This window comes from Marinobacter sp. F4216, from assembly GCF_019931195.1.
Lineage (GTDB): Bacteria > Pseudomonadota > Gammaproteobacteria > Pseudomonadales > Oleiphilaceae > Marinobacter > Marinobacter suaedae.
The window spans coordinates 73089-89229 of the sequence record NZ_JAIOUO010000006.1 but is presented as its reverse complement, the minus strand read 5'-3'; the positions used below and the strand labels follow the sequence as shown (position 1 = coordinate 89229).

Sequence of the window (16141 nt, the reverse complement as noted above, 5' to 3'; positions counted from 1 at the left end):
GCCCCTAACAATAGTTGCAACTTTTGGACCCGGCAATGTCATCCCGGTTCCGTCTGACCGGGCCCCTGGGATCAGGACATAACCCGCTCGTTGTCCGGATCAAGCAGGGCGCGATAGCCCACCGCCTCGACCCGAATAGGGTAACGCTCTTCAAAGTATTCCAACACCAGTTCCCTACCTTCCTGGGCATAGGCATCGGGCAGGTAACCCAGCAGAATATTTTTAGCCAGTGATGGCCCCCAGACAATGCTGGTGTTATAAGATCGGCGACCTTGGCTGTCCACCAGCACCTCGCCGGTGTCCGGGTCAAGGATGGGCCACTGCCCCACCGGGTAACGCAATACGCCGGCCGAATCCCGATGTTCGGTCATGGTCATTGTGCACAGATAGGCGGCCTGCCGGGGGAGTTCCCGCTGCTCCAGATAAGCCTGCTTGCCGTGGAAGTCGGCGTCCTTCACCTTGGGACGAGCCAGGCCGGCTTCGTACAGGTTGTACTCTGTCTCCAGGTCGGCATTCTGCAGGCGCAGGCTTTTTTCCAGCCGACGGCTGTTGGCGTAGGTTTCGATACCCACCGGAGTGACACCGGCGTCGTACAGCAGATCCCACATCTTCAACCCGTAGCTGAACGGGAAGTAAAGCTCCCAGCCCTGCTCACCGACATAGGAAATCCGGAACGCCCATACCGGTATGCCCTGTACTTCAATCTCCCGGGCGGTGGCGAAAGGAAAGCTCTCATGGGACAGTTCATCCGGGTTGCTGACCAGCTTGGCCAGGGTTTCCCGGGCCTTGGGTCCCCACAGCCCGAGAGTGGCCAGACTGTCGGTACGGTCTTCGATGCGAATGTTCTGGAATCCGTGTTTGCGGGCCATGCGGGTCATCCAGCAATAGTCCCGGTGGCCGGTATCGCCACCGCACACCACCCGATACTCGTCATCGGCCAGCCGGATGATGGTCAGGTCGGAATGCACGCCGCCGCGGGCATCCAGGAAGTGGGTATACACACCCTTGCCGAGAGGCGTAGTGCCCCCGACTTTCGCCACGGACAGAAATTCCAGCAAGCCTTCGGCGTCTGCGCCGGAAATGTCGAAGATGGCAAAATGGGACAGGTTGATCATGCCCACCGACTCGCTCAGTTCAAGCTGTTCGGCGTTGGACACCTCCCAGAAATGCCGGGCGTCCCATTCGTTCTCCCGCAAGGGAATACGATCCCGGTATTTGGACAGCAGAGTCGCTTCATTGGCGGCGTAGCCGTGGGCCCGCTCCCAGCCGGCTACTTCCATGAAGTAACCGCCCAGCTCCACTTCCCGCGGATAGAACGGGCTGGTGCGCATCTTGCGGCCGGTCTCGTAGGGCTCCCGGGGGTGAACCGCCGGGGTGTAAATCTTCTTGGCAATTTCATAGCACCGGCCGTACACATAGGCCGGGGTTTTCTGCAGCGGGTAGTGGCGGGCAATATCGACGCTGTGAGGGTCCATGTCCGGGCTACCGTGGGTCATCCAGTCCGCCAGCAGCTTGCCGGCCCCCGGGCCGTCTTTCACCCACACCGCTTCACAGAACCACAGGTTACGCACCTCCGGGGACTCACCCATCAGCGACCCCCCATCGGGTGTGACTGACAGCAGACCGTTGAATGAATGTTTCTCCTCCCAGCCCAGCTCGCCCAGGATCGGCGTGAGTTCGATGGCCTTTTCGTAGGCTTCCATCACCTGGTCCAGGGTCAGGTCCCGCATGGACGGAGACATACGTGCCTCCTCGGGTTCGGCGATGGCACCGGGGTACACCAGTCTGGGATTGTCTGGCTCATAGTAGCCCCATTCGATCCGGCCACCTTCGGTGGTGGTGGGGTCGCCGGTATCCCGCACGTAGGCGGAGTTGCCCTGGTCCCGAAACAGGGGATAGACGATCTGCTTGCCGGTGCCTTTGAGCTCTTCATAAGGTCCGAAAAACAGCAGCGGGTGTTCCAGTGGCATCAGTGGCAGGGCAGCGTTGGCGGTGTAGGCTAACAATGGGCCCCAGATCCCCATGCACAGGACCACATACTCGGTTTCGATATAGCCTTTGTCGGTTTCAACACCCCGGACCTGGCCATCCTGCACGTCGATGCGGGTGGCGGGCGTATAAGCAAAAGCCTGCAACTTGCCGGTGGCGACCGCCTCCTCCACCAGGTCGCCGGCCACTTTCTGGGAGCGGGGCACCACCAGTCCGGCGTCCGGGTCCCACATGGCGCCCTGAATCTGGCTCTCATCCAGCAGCGGAAACAGTTCCTTGGCTTCGCTCGGGGAAATCATGCTGACATTGGTGCCAAACGCCTTGCCCGAGCCCACCTTGCGGCGCAGCTCGTCCATGCGTTCGTCGTCGTCTACCCGGGCAACTTCCATCCCGCCGCACTTCACGTAGTTGCCGCGTTTTTCATAGAAGTCCTGGCTGTATTTCGTGGTGTAGATATTCAGCTTGTCGTGGGAGGTGGTGAAACAGAAATCCGACGCGTGTGAGGTGGAGCCGATGTCCGTGGGGATCGCGGATTTCTCCAGGCCGACAATATCATCCCAGCCCTGTTCGATCAGGTGATGGACCACCGAGGATCCCACAATACCGCCCTGACCGATGATCACGACTTTCGCACGTTTCGGTAGTTGTGCCATTTTTGGCCTCCCGTTTTCTGCATCCTATGGCGCCCCGGACCGGACGCGCCCCGCCTGTTGTCAATGTGGTCCTGATTCCGTCCCCGGGGTGATTTCATTACGACATGCACTCGTCCAAAAACGGCACCGCAAATCCGCGAGCCGACCCGCTTACCCTCAGGCCCCCAGTGGCGCCTCGTTGAGCCATTTGCCAAACCAGACTTTACTTGCAGTATGAACCACCATGACGTTCAACAGATGACGTACCGCATTGCCATGGTCACCCTGGTGGCCATTGCGGTCGGTATCGCCGGGTCGCTGGCGGCCATCGGCTTTGTCGAGGCGGTGCACTGGCTGAACGATCTGCTGCTGATTTCCCCCTACGCACGGGTCCAGGCCGGGAACCAGCCGGGGCTGGTAGCGCTTGCCACCCTGGTGGTGCCGACACTCGGCGGGCTGCTGGTTGGCCTGGTGACCCGGTACCTGATTCGGGAACGGCGCGGGCTGGCACCGCCGGACGCCATACTGGCGGCCCAGACCCCGGGCCCCACACCGGGCTTTCGCAGCGGGCTGGCATCAACCCTGGCGGCCCTGCTGTCCCTGGGCAGTGGTGCCTCGGTAGGGCAATACGGACCGCTCGTGTATCTGGGGGCCATGTTCGGCAATCTGGTGGGCCGGCTGCGACTGAATCTCCGCCACCAGCGTTCCATCGCCATCGCCTGCGGTGTGGCGGCAGCCATCTCGACCGCGTTCAATGCCCCGATCGCGGGACTGGTCTTCGCCCACGAGGTCATCCTGCGGCATTACTCCCTGCGGGCCTTTGCGCCTGTTACCGTGGCGGCGGCCACGGGCTACATCATCGCCAACGTGATTTTCGACCGGCCGGCGCTGTTTCTGGTCGAGTTCTCCCGGGTTGAACACAGTTACGAGTTCCTGCTGTTTGCCCTGGAAGGCGTGCTGTGTGCCGGTCTGGCCTGGGTTTTTCTCAGGCTGCTCCGGCTCAGTTCCCGGGTCAGCCGGCGCTACATTGCTCCGGTATGGGCCCGCCCCGCCGTGGCCGGACTGCTGGTTGGCTTGGTGGCCCTGTGGATTCCGGAGATTCTGGGGATCGGGCAGGAAACCCTGCGCTTTGCCACCATTGAAAACGCTTTTGGAATCAGCGAGCTCACACTGATTGTCGTGGCCAAGCTGGTGCTGACGTCACTGTGCCTGGGATTCGGATTTGTCGGCGGCGTGTTCAGTCCGGCCCTGCTGATCGGCATTTTGTTTGGGGCACTCTATGGTACGGTGCTGCCACACCTGGTTCCCGTCGCCTATTCAGGACCGGTGGTGTATGCCATTTGTGGGATGATGGCCCTGGCCAGTTCGGTGATTGGCGCACCGCTGACCACCATCCTGATCGTGTTCGAGCTGACCCGTAACTACGACCTGACCATTGCCGCCATGGTCGCCGTGGTCTTCGCCAATGTGGTTTCCTACCGGGCGATCGGTCGTTCCCTGTTTGATCTGGAACTCCGGGCCCGGGGTTTTGACCTGACACTCGGACGGGACAAGGCCATCCTTGAGTCGCGCCCGATCCGCGATTACCTGTCCACCCGGTACACCACCGCCCAGGGTATGGAGTCCGTTGAGACGGTGCGCCAGCGGCTGGCCCGGGAGCAGCGGGCCGAAGCCATGGTTGTCGATAACAGAGGCATTCTGTTGGGTGTCATTCGCTTGCAGGCCATCATTAACAGCGCGCCGGACACCCCCATCCTGCGATTGGCGCTGCGGGACTTTACCCGCTTTGATGAGAAGACCTCGGTCTGGCAGTCCATGGAACTCCTCCGGGGGTTCCTGGGCGAGGCCGTGCCCCTGGTGTCCGGGGAAGGACAGTTACTGGGTGTCGTTCCCGAGGAGGCGGTGATTCGGGCCTACCTTGAGATCGTGCACGAACTGCGGGAGGAGGAAAATGAAGGGGCCTGACTTGTTGGTGATCCTGCTCTTCTCCTGCGTACTGCCCCCCCAGGGATGGGCAGCAGAACAGCCGGCACCTGACACCGAAGCCGAGCAACCGGAACCGGAGGTGCTGACCGTGGCCACATGGGGCGGGGCCTATGAGGATAGCCAGCGGCGCGCCTATTTCGAGCCCTTTACCCGGGCAACGGGCATTGCCATCGAGACTGTCCCCTATGACGGCGGCATCCGGCCCCTGAAACGGCATCTGGCCGGCGGCGAGGTGACCTGGGATGTGATCGACATGATCGAATCGGACGCCGACGTGGCCTGTGCACAGGAACTTTTGGAACCGATCGAGCCGGACATTCTGCTGCCAACGCCCGATGGTACGTCTGCGCAGGAGGATTTCATGAAAGGGGCCATCCAGCCCTGCTTCATCACCCATCTGGTATTTTCAACGGTGATTGCCTACAACGACGAGGCCTTTCCCGGCGAGAAACCAGACAGCGTTGAGGATTTCTTTGACCTGGAAACCTTTCCGGGCAAGCGCGCGCTTCGGCTGTCACCCACCGGGCTTTTTGAATGGGCGTTGCTGTCGCTGTCGGTGCCGCCGGAGCAGGTGTACGATTTGCTGAGCACGCCCCGGGGAATGGAACTGGCGTCCGAGCGGCTGGACTCCATTCGAGATTCCATCATCTGGTGGCAGAACGGCGAGGAGCCCGCCCTGCTGCTAGCCAGTGGCCAGGCCACCATGGCCACGGGTTACAACGGCCGATTCTTCCACGCCAGGGTGATGAACGATGTGCCCATTTCCGTGATCTGGGATGGCCAGCTGATCGGTTTCAACAGCTGGGCCATTCCCCGTGGTACCGCCCAGACAGAGCAGGCGCAGGCTTTTATTGCCTTTGCCACCCGCACGGACCGGATGGCTGCACACGCCAATCTGATCAGCTACGGACCCACACGGGATTCCGCCCGCAAGCGCATTGGCCTGCACACCGATAACCGGGTGGCGATGCAGCCCCACATGCCGACGGCGCCGGGCCACATGGACCACGCCCTGATGCGGGACCACCGCTGGTATTCGAAAACCGTCGACCTGCGGGAGCGATGGTTCAAAGCCTGGCTGTCGGAGAAAGACGCAACGCCATAGGTCGGTGGTGCCGGTCTCAGTCGTTTCGCAATACATCCATCACGGCGCTGGTGTTAGGGGTAACGCCCCGCCAGATCCGGAAAGACTCGGCCGCCTGTTCAACCAGCATGCCCAGCCCATCCATTACCCGGTTGGCGCCGCGGTCCAGAGCCCACTGATTGAAAGTCGTGGTCTGCAGGGAGTACATCATGTCGTAGACGGCGGTCCCGTCCCTGATCACCGTTGCCGGCAGCGGTGGCAAATCACCCTGCAGGCTGGCACTGGTGCCGTTGATGATCAGGTCGAAGGGACCTTTGGCCTGCTCAAAGCCACAGGCGGCCAGCTGGCAACCGGCGGCCTCGTCAGCAAAGAGCTTCACCAGGCCGTCGGCCTTGGCCACGGTCCGGTTGGCGATGATCAGTGACGCCGGGGCCTCCGCCAGCAAGGGGCCCAGCACGCCGCGCACGGCACCACCGGCACCGAGCACCAGCACTCTGGCGTCTTTCAGGCGGATCCCCTGGTTGACCGTGAGGTCCCGCACCAGGCCACAGCCATCGGTGTTATCCGCCGCCAGCAGGCCCTGATCATCCTGAAACAGGGTGTTCGCCGCGCCGGCCTTTTCCGCCCGGCCGGTGCGTTGGTCGGCCAGCCGCCAGGCCTGTTCCTTGAAGGGGACGGTTACGTTCAGCCCCTTGCCGCCGCGCTCGAAAAACTGCTGCACGGTGCCAGCAAAATCGTCCAGGGGTGCCTGGATGGCGGTGTATTCCAGCGCTTCACCGGTTTCGCTGGCAAACAGGCTGTGAATCCGGGGGGATTTGCTGTGGCTGATGGGGTGGCCCACCACTGCATAGAGATCATTGTTCATCGCTTACCTCCAGCCAGTCCCGGCCGGTCAGGAAGAACTCGGTCAGTTTCGCCTCTTCGGTGTTGGGCTCCGGAACCCGGGCATAATCCCAGCGCACCAGGGGCGGCAATGACATCAGGATAGACTCGGTCCGGCCACCGGACTGCAAACCAAACAGGGTACCCCGGTCATACACCAGGTTGAATTCCACGTAGCGCCCCCGCCGGTAGAGCTGGAAATCCCGCTCACGCTCACCGAAGGGCAGCGTCTTCCGACGCTGGACAATGGGTTCGTAGGCTTCGATGTAGCTGTCACCCACAGACCGCATGAGGGCAAAATCCTGCTCGAAATCACCGGTGTTGTGGTCGTCGAAAAACAAACCGCCAACTCCCCGGGGTTCATTCCGATGCTTGAGGAAAAAGTAATCATCGCACCAGGCCTTGAAGCGCGGATACAGGTCAGCACCAAAAGGTTCACAGGCGCCTTTGGCGATCCGGTGCCAGTGCACGCAGTCTTCCTCGAAGCCGTAATACGGGGTCAGGTCGTAGCCGCCGCCGAACCAGTACACCGGCTCGCTGTGTTTCGGACGAGCAATGAAAAAGCGCACATTGGCGTGCGAGGTCGGCACATAGGGGTTATGGGGATGAATCACCAGCGACACGCCCATGGCTTCCCATGGAGCACCCGCCAGATGCGGGCGATGGGCGGTGGCGGAAGCCGGCATAGTGTCGCCCATCACATGGGAGAAGTTGACCCCGCCTTTTTCAATCACTTTGCCATCGGAGATCACCCGGCTGATGCCACCACCGCCTTCCGGGCGATCCCAGGAATCCCGGATAAAACCGGCGCCTTCATCCACGGATTCGAGCCGGGCACAGATGCGTTCCTGCAACCCCAGCAGATAGTCTTTAACGGCAGAACTGTCGGCGTGATGTGGCATGGGTTCTCCTAGCGAAGCTGTTGTCCCGAGACAATATCAATGATGCGGCTTGGCTTACGGTTGCCCCCCAACTGGCCGGGCACAACCCGGTCCAGCTCACCCGCGAAATACCGGTGTACCTGCCAGGGATAGCGGGCCGGTTCCCGCCCGGCGGGATTGCAGGACGTGGATACCAGCGGCATACCGGCGGCCTCGCACAGGGCCCGGACCACGGGATGATCGCTGACCCTCACCGCGATCGCACTGTGCTTGCCACGAACCCACTCCGGGGTCTGCTGCAAGACATCCGGCAACAGCCAGGTAACCGGGCCGGGCCAGTGGCGGATGGCCTCCTGCTGCAGGTCCTCCGGTAAAGGATCGAGCAGAAAACGCACCTGATCAACCGAACTGGCGACCAGGATCATGCCTTTTTCCATCGGGCGGGCCTTCAGGTCGAGGATGCGCTCGACCGCCAGCTGGTCCCAGGGATCACATCCCAGGCCCCAGACCGCCTCGGTCGGGTAAGCGATCACGCCGCCCTGACGAATCGTCCGGCGGGCCAGGTGCAGTTGCCAGTCACTGAGGGGAGAGAAAGCAGCCATTTCTGTGTTCGTGAATCAATCCGGATTGTGGGTCTCGCACGCTTCACGACGTTCGCTGGTAACCTCCGGGTACGGTCGTGACCAGGCCCTGTAATTCCAGCAACAGTAACGACTGCATGAGCTGATCGGCAGACAGACCGGTCGTGAAGCTGAGTGCGTCTGTGGACTGCGGATCATACCCTAAAGCCTCAAAGACCGCGATTTCCCGATGTTCGAGGCCACTCAGGGGGTTAGCTTCGCCCGTCCCGTTTCCGAGAGGCGTGGACTGCTGCCAGCTGGCACCCAGCTCCGCGACAATATCCTCGACGCTCTCGACCAGCGCTGCGCCCTGTTTGATCAGATGATGACAGCCCCGGGACACCGGGCTCTGCACCGGGCCGGGAATGGCAAACACCTCCCGGCCCTGCTCCATTGCCAGTCGTGCGGTAATCAGCGAGCCGCTCTTCAGACCGGCCTCCACCACCAACACGCCCCGGGCCAGGCCACTGATAATGCGGTTGCGTTGCGGAAAATGGGCCGGACGAGCGGGCGTCCCCGGCGGGTATTCGGAAACCAGCAAGCCGCGCTCCAGGATTCGGCGCGCCAGCGGCCGGTGCCGGCCGGGATAGAGGTTATCAAGCCCGCAACCAATCACCGCCAGGGTGGGGGCATTCACGTCCAGCGCCCCGGCATGGGCCGCACCGTCGACTCCCAGGGCCAGCCCACTGGTAACCAGCAGGGAGCACGCACTCAGTTCGGCGGCGAACCGTCGTGCCAGCGATAAACCCGACGGGGTCGCATTGCGGCTGCCAACAATCGCAATCTGTTCCCGCTGCAGCAACGACACGTCACCCAGGGCAAAGAGCACCCAGGGTGCATCGTGGATGTGTCTCAGAGGTTCCGGATAACAGGGGTCGGCGAAGGTAAGGATCTGAATGTTCTGCTTGCTGCACTGATCGAGGATCCACAGAACCTTGCTCACCACGGGGTCGCTTCGGTCGCGCCGCTGCCAGGCCTGAATGACGTTAACGGCTTTGGTTGGCAGGCCACAGGCACCCAGGGTTGCCCGAGTTACGGAGAGCAAATCGATCGGTGAGGGCCACTGCTCAAGGAGTTGCGCCCGGGATTTCGGCCCGACGCCGGGCAGGCAGGTTAATAACAGCCAGGAAGCAGAGTCCTGGTCAAAAGCGCCGGGCTTGGCATCCCGGCCCTTCGGGGAAGGGTGTCTGGTCACGGTATCGTCCTTGAATACAAAAAGGCCGGACCATCCTGGCCCGGCCGTGCACGGTCACAGAGGGTTCAGGTGATCAGGGATTGACTACCTTGTCACCAACCGAGAGCGCGCGGGTCGCCTGTAGAATCAGGCCATAGCTCATCTTCTCGTAGGCCTGGAACACCATCATCAGGCCGGCACGCTCGGAGGGCAGCTCGATGGTTTCGCCGGTGACCGGGTCACGCACCAGGTTGCCGGCCTTCAGCACCGCCATCACGTTGCCCGGCTCCAGACCATCGCGGGTACCGCGGTTAATCACCACCACATCGTACTGGCCGATCTGGGTAACACCACCGTCAACCCCGATCATCACACCTTCCACGTCCTGGCTCGGAGAACTGGGAGAGAAGCTGGTGGAAATCGGACGGTTCACGTTGGTCAGCAGACGGTCACCAATGCGCACTTCCTCGCTGGACTTGGTCAGATCAACGGTCAGGACCTCGCCGTTTTCGGCGCTCACATTACCGGCAGCGACACTGCGTGCTTCAAGACCCAGGAACTCGCCGGTTTCCGGATCAACATACTCCTTGCTGCGGCGGAACACGCCAACCTTGTCCGCCGGCTTGTCGCCGCGGGCGTAAATGCGGTCACCGGCACCGGTGATGATCCGGCTGTCTTCACCTTCCAGCACGTAAGGCGCGCCTTCCAGTTCTTCCGGAGACACGATTCGGGTGTCGGTCAGGAAGCTGCTGATGGCATCCAGCGGAATCGCCGGAATCGGGCTGGTCAGGGGCTCGGAACGCACTTCCGGTGACAGTTTGACCACGCCGTTATTGGACGCCACTTTGGTCACGCGGGGCTGGCCATCAATGTACACCAGCGCCAGGCGGTCGCCCGGGTAGATCAAATGAGGGTTCTCAACCTGCGGGTTCACGTGCCAGATTTCCGGCCAGTACCAGGGATTGTTCAGGAAACGGCCGGAAATATCCCAGAGGGTATCGCCCTTAACCACGGTGTAGCGTTCAGGATGGTCGGTTTTAAAGTCGGGAGCGGCCTGGGTCCAGGAGGCGAACAGCAGCATCGATGACGCCGCCAGTGAGTACAGCAGTTTCCTCATTGTATAAGTCCTTGATCGCGTGCCTTGAATCTTTGCATTTTTAGTGCGCAGTCTGGAGCCTGCAGCTTATTGGATTATTTCCCGATACTATAGAAGATGTACTGGGATTTGTGATGTTATCTTTTGTTCTTCGAGTAGATTCTATCCCGCCTGCGAAAGATTTTAACTATCAACTGATCAGTTTGTACTCAATCGACGAATTGTTGGATAATGGGCGCAATACGAAGAGTGCTCTGGCATCCACGGCTTTTAGTCGATTATGTGATCGAACGTACCATGTTTGCACTGCACACGGTCGCATTTTGGCGACTTGCTTCACGCGCTTGCAGAAATTTACAAAGTTACCGGGGCTTTTCTTGCGTTGCAGTCCCGGGCTAAAGCCCCAAAAGCTGAAGATACACCATGATTTTAGAGATTCTCGAATACCCGGACCCACGTCTGCGCACCATCGCCAAGCCGGTTGAAGACGTAACGGACGACATCCGCACGCTGATCGACGACATGTTCGAGACGATGTACGATGCGCCCGGCATCGGCCTGGCCGCTACGCAGGTGAACGTGCACAAGCAGATCATTGTCATGGATCTGTCTGAGGACAAAAGCGAGCCACGTGTCTTCATCAACCCGGAAGTCGAAGTTCTGGACGGCGACCCGGAAGCCATGCAGGAAGGCTGCCTGTCCGTACCCGGCTTCTACGAAGACGTTACCCGCATTGAGCATTGCATGATCCGGGCCCTGGACCGGGACGGAAAGCCGTTCGAACTGGAAGCCCGAGGCCTGCTGGCGGTGTGCATCCAGCATGAGATGGACCACCTGAACGGCAAATTGTTCGTGGATTACCTAAGCTCACTCAAGCGCAACCGGATTCGCAAGAAACTGGAAAAGCTCCACAAGAAGAGTGCCTGATCGAACTTGATCGGTTCTGGCCCTGGGGCTTGAATAAAACTATCGTGGACCGGGTTACAGACCCGGTCTTTTCGTTTTCAACTGAACAGAGACGTCAGCACCGTGCGACTTGTTTTTGCCGGCACCCCGGACTTCGCTGCCTCCGCCCTGAAAGCCCTGTTGGGCACTTCCCACACCATTGTTGGCGTGTACACCCAGCCTGATCGTCCTTCCGGTCGCGGCCGAAAGCTGATCCCCAGCCCGGTCAAACAGGTCGCACTGGACGCCGGCATTCCGGTTTTCCAGCCAGTCAGCCTGAAAACACCGGAGGCCCAGCAGGAACTGGCAAACCTGAAAGCAGACGCCATGATTGTCGCTGCCTACGGACTGATCCTGCCCAAGGCCGTGCTGGAAATTCCGGTCCATGGTTGCATTAACATCCACGCCTCCATCCTGCCCCGCTGGCGCGGCGCAGCCCCCATCCAGCGAGCCATTGCCGCCGGCGACGAAGAAAGCGGTATTACCATCATGCAGATGGATGAAGGCCTGGATACCGGCGCCATGCTGCTGAAAGTCACCACGCCCATCGAATCCACGGACACCGGGGGCAGCCTCCACGACCGGCTCGCCGAACTGGGAGGCCAGGCCATTGTAAACGCTATGGATGCCATGGAGCAGGGCGGTTTGACGGGCGAAGCCCAGGACGATGCCGACGCCTGTTACGCCCACAAACTGTCGAAAGAAGAAGGGCACATTGACTGGTCGCGGGACGCCTCGGCCATCGAACGGCTGATCCGCGCCTTCAATCCCTGGCCCGGCACCTTTACCGACCTGGGCGACCAGCGCATCCGGATTCACCAGGCCGAAGTACTGGCCGAGCAGTCCGATGAGCCGGCCGGCACCGTGATTCGCCGGGAACGAGACGGTATTGATGTGGCCTGCGGCGCCGGTACTCTTCGGATTACCCGCCTGCAATTGCCAGGTGCCCGGGCCCAGAGCGCCAACGACCTGATCAACGGCGGCAAGCAGTTACTGTTGCCCGGCGAGGAGCTGCGCTGAGATGGATACCCATGGCTTGCCCCTGCGCGCCGCAGCTGCCAACGTTCTACTGGCGGTTGAGAACGGGCACTCGCTGACCCAGTGCCTGCCCCCGGCGCTACAGCAACTGGCTCCGGAAGAAAGGCCCGCTCTGCAGGCCCTCTGTTTTGGCACCAGCCGCTGGTTTCACCGGTTAGACGGGGAACTGCAAACCCGGCTTAAAAAGCCCCTGCGCAAGCAGGATCGGGTTGTGCATCACCTGATGCTGATCGGCCTTTTCCAGCTTCGTTTCAGCCAGCAGGCGACCTACGCCGTGCTGAATGAGTCCGTGGAAGCTTGCCGTGCCCTGGACAAGCCACACCTGACCGGCCTGGTCAACGGTGTACTGCGAGCCGCCGAACGGGAGGGCGCACCAGAGCCCGCGGACAATGCCAGCCGATTCAGCCACCCCGAATGGATGGTGGAAAAGCTGCGCCACAACTGGCCGGACGACTGGCAAGAGATCCTGGCCGCCAACAACGAACAGGCGCCGATGACCCTGCGAGTCAACGCCCGTCGTCTGACCCGCGATGCCTATCTGGATTTACTTGAAGAGGCGGGTATTGAGGCTGCACCAACACGCTTCGCGCCCCAAGGCATTCAACTGACTCAGCCGGTACCTGTGGATAAGTTGCCGCACTTTGCCGATGGCGCGGTCAGTGTTCAGGACGAAGCCGCCCAACTTTGCACTACCTTGCTGGACCTTGCACCGGGTCAACGGGTGCTCGATGCCTGCGCGGCCCCGGGCGGAAAAACCTGCGCCATCCTCGAAGCCTGCGATGGTTTGAATGAGGTGGTTGCCATTGATGAGTCGGCCGAGCGCCTGCCCCGCGTGCAGGAAAATCTCGACCGCCTGGACCTGGATGCCACCCTGAAGCAGGCCGATGCCGCCAATACCGGGGAATGGTGGGATGGCAAACCGTTCGACCGGATTCTGCTGGATGTTCCCTGCAGCGCCAGTGGTGTGATTCGGCGTCATCCGGACATCAAGCTCCTGCGCCGGGAATCCGATATCAGCCCCCTGGCCGCGATTCAACTGGGCCTGCTGAATGCCATGTGGGATATCCTTAAGCCCGGTGGGCGACTGGTGTATGCGACCTGTTCGGTATTTCCCCAGGAAAACCACCGTATAATTCAACGATTCCGCAAACAAAAAGACGGCGTCCAGCTTGTGGAGCCGGACGTTGCCTGGGGGCGGGACATGGGCGCGGGCCGGCAGTTGCTGCCCGACCCCGACAGCCATGATGGCTTCTTCTACGCTGTGCTGGAGAAACCCGACGCATGAAGATCCTGATCCTAGGTGCCGGCCAGGTGGGTGGCACACTGGCCGAGAACCTGGCCAACGAGGCCAACGACATCACCGTGATCGACAGCGACGGTGCCCGCCTGCGCGAGCTGCAGGACCGACTCGATATCCGAACCGTTCAGGGCAGGGCCTCCTACCCGAGTGTTCTGAGACAAGCCGGCGCTGCGGACGCAGACATGCTGATTGCCGTTACCAGCAGTGACGAAACCAACATGGTGGCCTGTCAGATTGCCAGCATCATGTTCAAGACCCCCACCAAGATCAGCCGGGTTCGTGCCGGAGCCTATCTGGCCCGCAACGAACTGTTTGGTGAAAACGGCTTCCCCATCGACGTCATGATCAGCCCGGAGCATCTGGTTACCCGGCACATTACCCGGTTGATCGAATACCCGGGCGCCCTGCAGGTGCTGGAATTTTCCAAGGGTCTGGCGCGACTGGTGGCCATCCGGGCGACCGAAGGTGGCCCGCTGGTTGGCCACGAACTGTCCTACCTGCGTACCCACATGCCCCGGATCGACACCCGTGTAGCGGCCATTTTCCGCAAGGACCGGCCGATCATGCCCCAGGGGGATACGGTGATTGAGGACGGCGACGAGGTGTTCTTCATTGCCGGCACCAACCACATCCGGTCGGTGATGAGCGAGCTCCAGCCACTGGTGAAGAACTACAAACGAATTTTCATCTGTGGCGGCGGCAACATCGGCCAACGACTGGCCCAGACCCTGGAAAACCGCTACCAGGTCAAGCTGCTGGAGCGGGATCACGAGCGCTGCGTGATGCTGTCGGAAAACCTGCGCAAGACTGTGGTTCTGGAAGGGAACGCGGCCAACAAGGACATCCTGCTGGAAGAAAGCATCGAGAACACCGATGTGTTCTGCGCAGTCACCAACGATGACGAAGCCAACATCATGGCCTCGCTGCTGGCCAAGCGGCTGGGTGCGCGCAAAGTCTTCACCCTGATCAACAACCCGGATTACGTCGACCTGATCCAGGGCGGCGATATCGATGTGGCCATTTCACCCCAGCAAACCACCATCGGCAGCCTGCTGACCCACGTACGCCGGGGCGATGTAGTAAACGTTCACTCACTACGCAGGGGCGCGGCCGAAGCCATTGAGGCCATCGCCCACGGCGATCACCGGTCGTCAAAGGTCGTCGGGCGTCGGTTGGACGAGATTTCCCTGCCCGAAGGCACCACCATCGGGGCCATCGTTCGCCACAACGAAGTGCTTATTGCTCATGACCACCTGCGGATTCAGCCGGATGACCACGTCATCCTGTTCCTGGTGGACAAGTCGCGGGTCCGGGACGTGGAAAAACTGTTCCAGGTCGGGCTCACCTTCTTCTAGTTGAAAATCAAAGTGCAGGACCCATCTTAGAAATCCCTTCCGCGCGAGCGTATAATGCGCCTTTTTTCAGAGTGCCCGAGGCTTTTCTGGCCGGCGGGCGCCACACACAGACCGATCTATAGGCATTCGTCGTGACAGACAAGGCAACGAAAACGACTACTCCGGACATCAAGACCTTTCAGGGTCTGATCCTGGCTCTTCAGAATTTCTGGGCAAAGCACGGCTGCGTTGTGCTGCAACCCCTGGATATGGAAGTGGGCGCCGGTACCTTCCACCCGGCCACCTTCCTGCGGGCCATCGGCCCGGAAACCTGGAACGCCGCTTACGTTCAGCCCAGTCGTCGCCCGACCGATGGCCGATACGGTGAAAACCCCAACCGCCTGCAGCATTACTACCAGTTCCAGGTGGTTCTGAAGCCGTCTCCGGACAACATTCAGGAGCTGTACCTCGACTCCCTGAAGGCCCTGGGGCTGGACCCGCTGGTGCACGATATCCGCTTCGTCGAAGACAACTGGGAATCGCCCACACTGGGCGCCTGGGGACTGGGCTGGGAAATCTGGCTGAACGGTATGGAAGTCACCCAGTTCACCTACTTCCAGCAGGTCGGCGGCCTGGAATGCTATCCGGTCACCGGCGAGCTGACCTATGGCCTTGAGCGGATTGCCATGTATCTGCAGGGTGTGGACAGCGTCTACGATCTGGTCTGGACCGAAGGCCCCGAGGGTGTGGTCACCTACGGTGACGTGTTCCACCAGCAGGAAGTGGAAATGTCCACCTACAACTTCGAACACGCCGATACCGAATTCCTGTTCCACAGCTTCGATGTCCACGAGCGTGAAAGTGCCCGACTGATCGAAGCCGGTCTGGCCCTGCCCGCGTACGAGCAGGTTCTCAAGGCCTCCCACACCTTTAACCTGCTGGACGCCCGTCACGCGATCTCCGTGACCGAGCGTCAACGCTTTATCCTGCGCGTACGTACCCTGGCTCGGGCCGTGGCCCAGGCTTACTTCGACAGCCGACGGCAGCTGGGCTTCCCGCTTGCCCCAGACAACCTCCGGCAGGAGGTTCTGGCCGCATCCGAGGCCGCCGATAACGCCGCCAAAAAGAAGAAGGGTAAGAAAGCGAAGCAAGCACAGCAGGAAAAGGGGAACGCATAATC

The 16141-nt window shown here is 61.0% G+C and carries 13 protein-coding genes; 7 read left to right on the top strand and 6 right to left on the bottom strand.

All coding sequences use genetic code 11. The features are described from left to right. Positions 1 to 71: 71 nt before the first annotated feature. Positions 72 to 2642 carry an FAD-dependent oxidoreductase gene (locus K8I84_RS12460; protein WP_223795100.1) on the bottom strand — a complete coding sequence of 857 codons (2571 nt, stop codon included), beginning with the start codon at positions 2640 to 2642 and terminating at the stop codon, positions 72 to 74. Between the two features lie 237 nt (positions 2643 to 2879). Between K8I84_RS12460 and K8I84_RS12455 the strand changes: the two genes are divergently transcribed. Beyond that, positions 2880 to 4586, top strand: coding sequence for a chloride channel protein (locus K8I84_RS12455; protein ID WP_223795099.1), 1707 nt, complete (start codon positions 2880 to 2882; stop codon positions 4584 to 4586). Beyond that, positions 4573 to 5712 (top strand): ABC transporter substrate-binding protein, encoded by a 1140-nt coding sequence (locus K8I84_RS12450; RefSeq protein ID WP_223795098.1) that lies wholly within the window; start codon positions 4573 to 4575, stop codon positions 5710 to 5712. The genes K8I84_RS12455 and K8I84_RS12450 overlap by 14 nt, the downstream gene beginning before the upstream one ends. A 16-nt stretch (positions 5713 to 5728) precedes the next feature. Here the strand turns inward: K8I84_RS12450 and aroE are convergent, their stop codons facing one another. The 5 genes from aroE to K8I84_RS12425 form a co-directional block, all read right to left on the bottom strand. Continuing rightward, a complete protein-coding gene (aroE, locus tag K8I84_RS12445; RefSeq protein ID WP_223795097.1) occupies positions 5729 to 6556 on the bottom strand; it encodes a shikimate dehydrogenase in 828 nt (275 codons plus the stop codon). Beyond that, on the bottom strand, positions 6546 to 7475 hold the full coding sequence (hemF, locus tag K8I84_RS12440) for an oxygen-dependent coproporphyrinogen oxidase (protein ID WP_223795096.1): 930 nt from the start codon (positions 7473 to 7475) through the stop codon (positions 6546 to 6548). The genes aroE and hemF overlap by 11 nt, the downstream gene beginning before the upstream one ends. 8 nt (positions 7476 to 7483) lie before the next feature. Then, positions 7484 to 8056, bottom strand: coding sequence for an L-threonylcarbamoyladenylate synthase (locus K8I84_RS12435; protein ID WP_223795095.1), 573 nt, complete (start codon positions 8054 to 8056; stop codon positions 7484 to 7486). Positions 8057 to 8099: 43 nt separating this feature from the next. Further along, entirely contained in the window at positions 8100 to 9269 is a 1170-nt protein-coding gene (gene dprA / locus K8I84_RS12430; protein WP_223795094.1) for a DNA-processing protein DprA, read from the bottom strand. A gap of 73 nt (positions 9270 to 9342) precedes the next feature. Beyond that, a complete protein-coding gene (locus K8I84_RS12425; RefSeq protein ID WP_223795093.1) occupies positions 9343 to 10365 on the bottom strand; it encodes a LysM peptidoglycan-binding domain-containing protein in 1023 nt (340 codons plus the stop codon). A 402-nt stretch (positions 10366 to 10767) separates the two neighbouring features. Here K8I84_RS12425 and def point away from each other — a divergent pair, with 402 nt between their 5' ends. The 5 genes from def to glyQ all read left to right on the top strand — a co-directional run bounded on the left by def (position 10768) and on the right by glyQ (position 16139). Beyond that, a complete protein-coding gene (gene def, locus K8I84_RS12420) occupies positions 10768 to 11271 on the top strand; it encodes a peptide deformylase (protein WP_223795092.1) in 504 nt (167 codons plus the stop codon). 102 nt (positions 11272 to 11373) lie between these two features. Further along, positions 11374 to 12309, top strand: a complete 936-nt coding sequence (fmt, locus tag K8I84_RS12415) for a methionyl-tRNA formyltransferase (protein WP_223795091.1) — start codon at positions 11374 to 11376, stop codon at positions 12307 to 12309. 1 nt (position 12310) lies between these two features. Next, entirely contained in the window at positions 12311 to 13612 is a 1302-nt protein-coding gene (rsmB, locus tag K8I84_RS12410; protein ID WP_223795090.1) for a 16S rRNA (cytosine(967)-C(5))-methyltransferase RsmB, read from the top strand. After that, positions 13609 to 14982, top strand: a complete 1374-nt coding sequence (gene trkA, locus K8I84_RS12405) for a Trk system potassium transporter TrkA (protein ID WP_223795089.1) — start codon at positions 13609 to 13611, stop codon at positions 14980 to 14982. Before rsmB ends, trkA begins: the two co-directional genes overlap by 4 nt. 131 nt (positions 14983 to 15113) lie before the next feature. Continuing rightward, positions 15114 to 16139, top strand: coding sequence for a glycine--tRNA ligase subunit alpha (glyQ, locus tag K8I84_RS12400; RefSeq protein ID WP_223795088.1), 1026 nt, complete (start codon positions 15114 to 15116; stop codon positions 16137 to 16139). Positions 16140 to 16141: the final 2 nt, after the last annotated feature.

Excerpts from the sequence above, each read along its gene's own strand:
- hemF (WP_223795096.1), bottom strand. The coding sequence starts at position 7,475 with ATGCCACATCACGCCGACAGTTCTGCCGTTAAAGACTATCTGCTGGGG.
- K8I84_RS12435 (WP_223795095.1), bottom strand. The coding sequence starts at position 8,056 with ATGGCTGCTTTCTCTCCCCTCAGTGACTGGCAACTGCACCTGGCCCGC.
- K8I84_RS12425 (WP_223795093.1), bottom strand. The coding sequence starts at position 10,365 with ATGAGGAAACTGCTGTACTCACTGGCGGCGTCATCGATGCTGCTGTTC.
- K8I84_RS12450 (WP_223795098.1), top strand. The coding sequence starts at position 4,573 with ATGAAGGGGCCTGACTTGTTGGTGATCCTGCTCTTCTCCTGCGTACTG.
- rsmB (WP_223795090.1), top strand. The coding sequence starts at position 12,311 with ATGGATACCCATGGCTTGCCCCTGCGCGCCGCAGCTGCCAACGTTCTA.
- trkA (WP_223795089.1), top strand. The coding sequence starts at position 13,609 with ATGAAGATCCTGATCCTAGGTGCCGGCCAGGTGGGTGGCACACTGGCC.
- aroE (WP_223795097.1), bottom strand. The coding sequence starts at position 6,556 with ATGAACAATGATCTCTATGCAGTGGTGGGCCACCCCATCAGCCACAGC.
- K8I84_RS12455 (WP_223795099.1), top strand. The coding sequence starts at position 2,880 with ATGACGTACCGCATTGCCATGGTCACCCTGGTGGCCATTGCGGTCGGT.
- K8I84_RS12460 (WP_223795100.1), bottom strand. The coding sequence starts at position 2,642 with ATGGCACAACTACCGAAACGTGCGAAAGTCGTGATCATCGGTCAGGGC.
- def (WP_223795092.1), top strand. The coding sequence starts at position 10,768 with ATGATTTTAGAGATTCTCGAATACCCGGACCCACGTCTGCGCACCATC.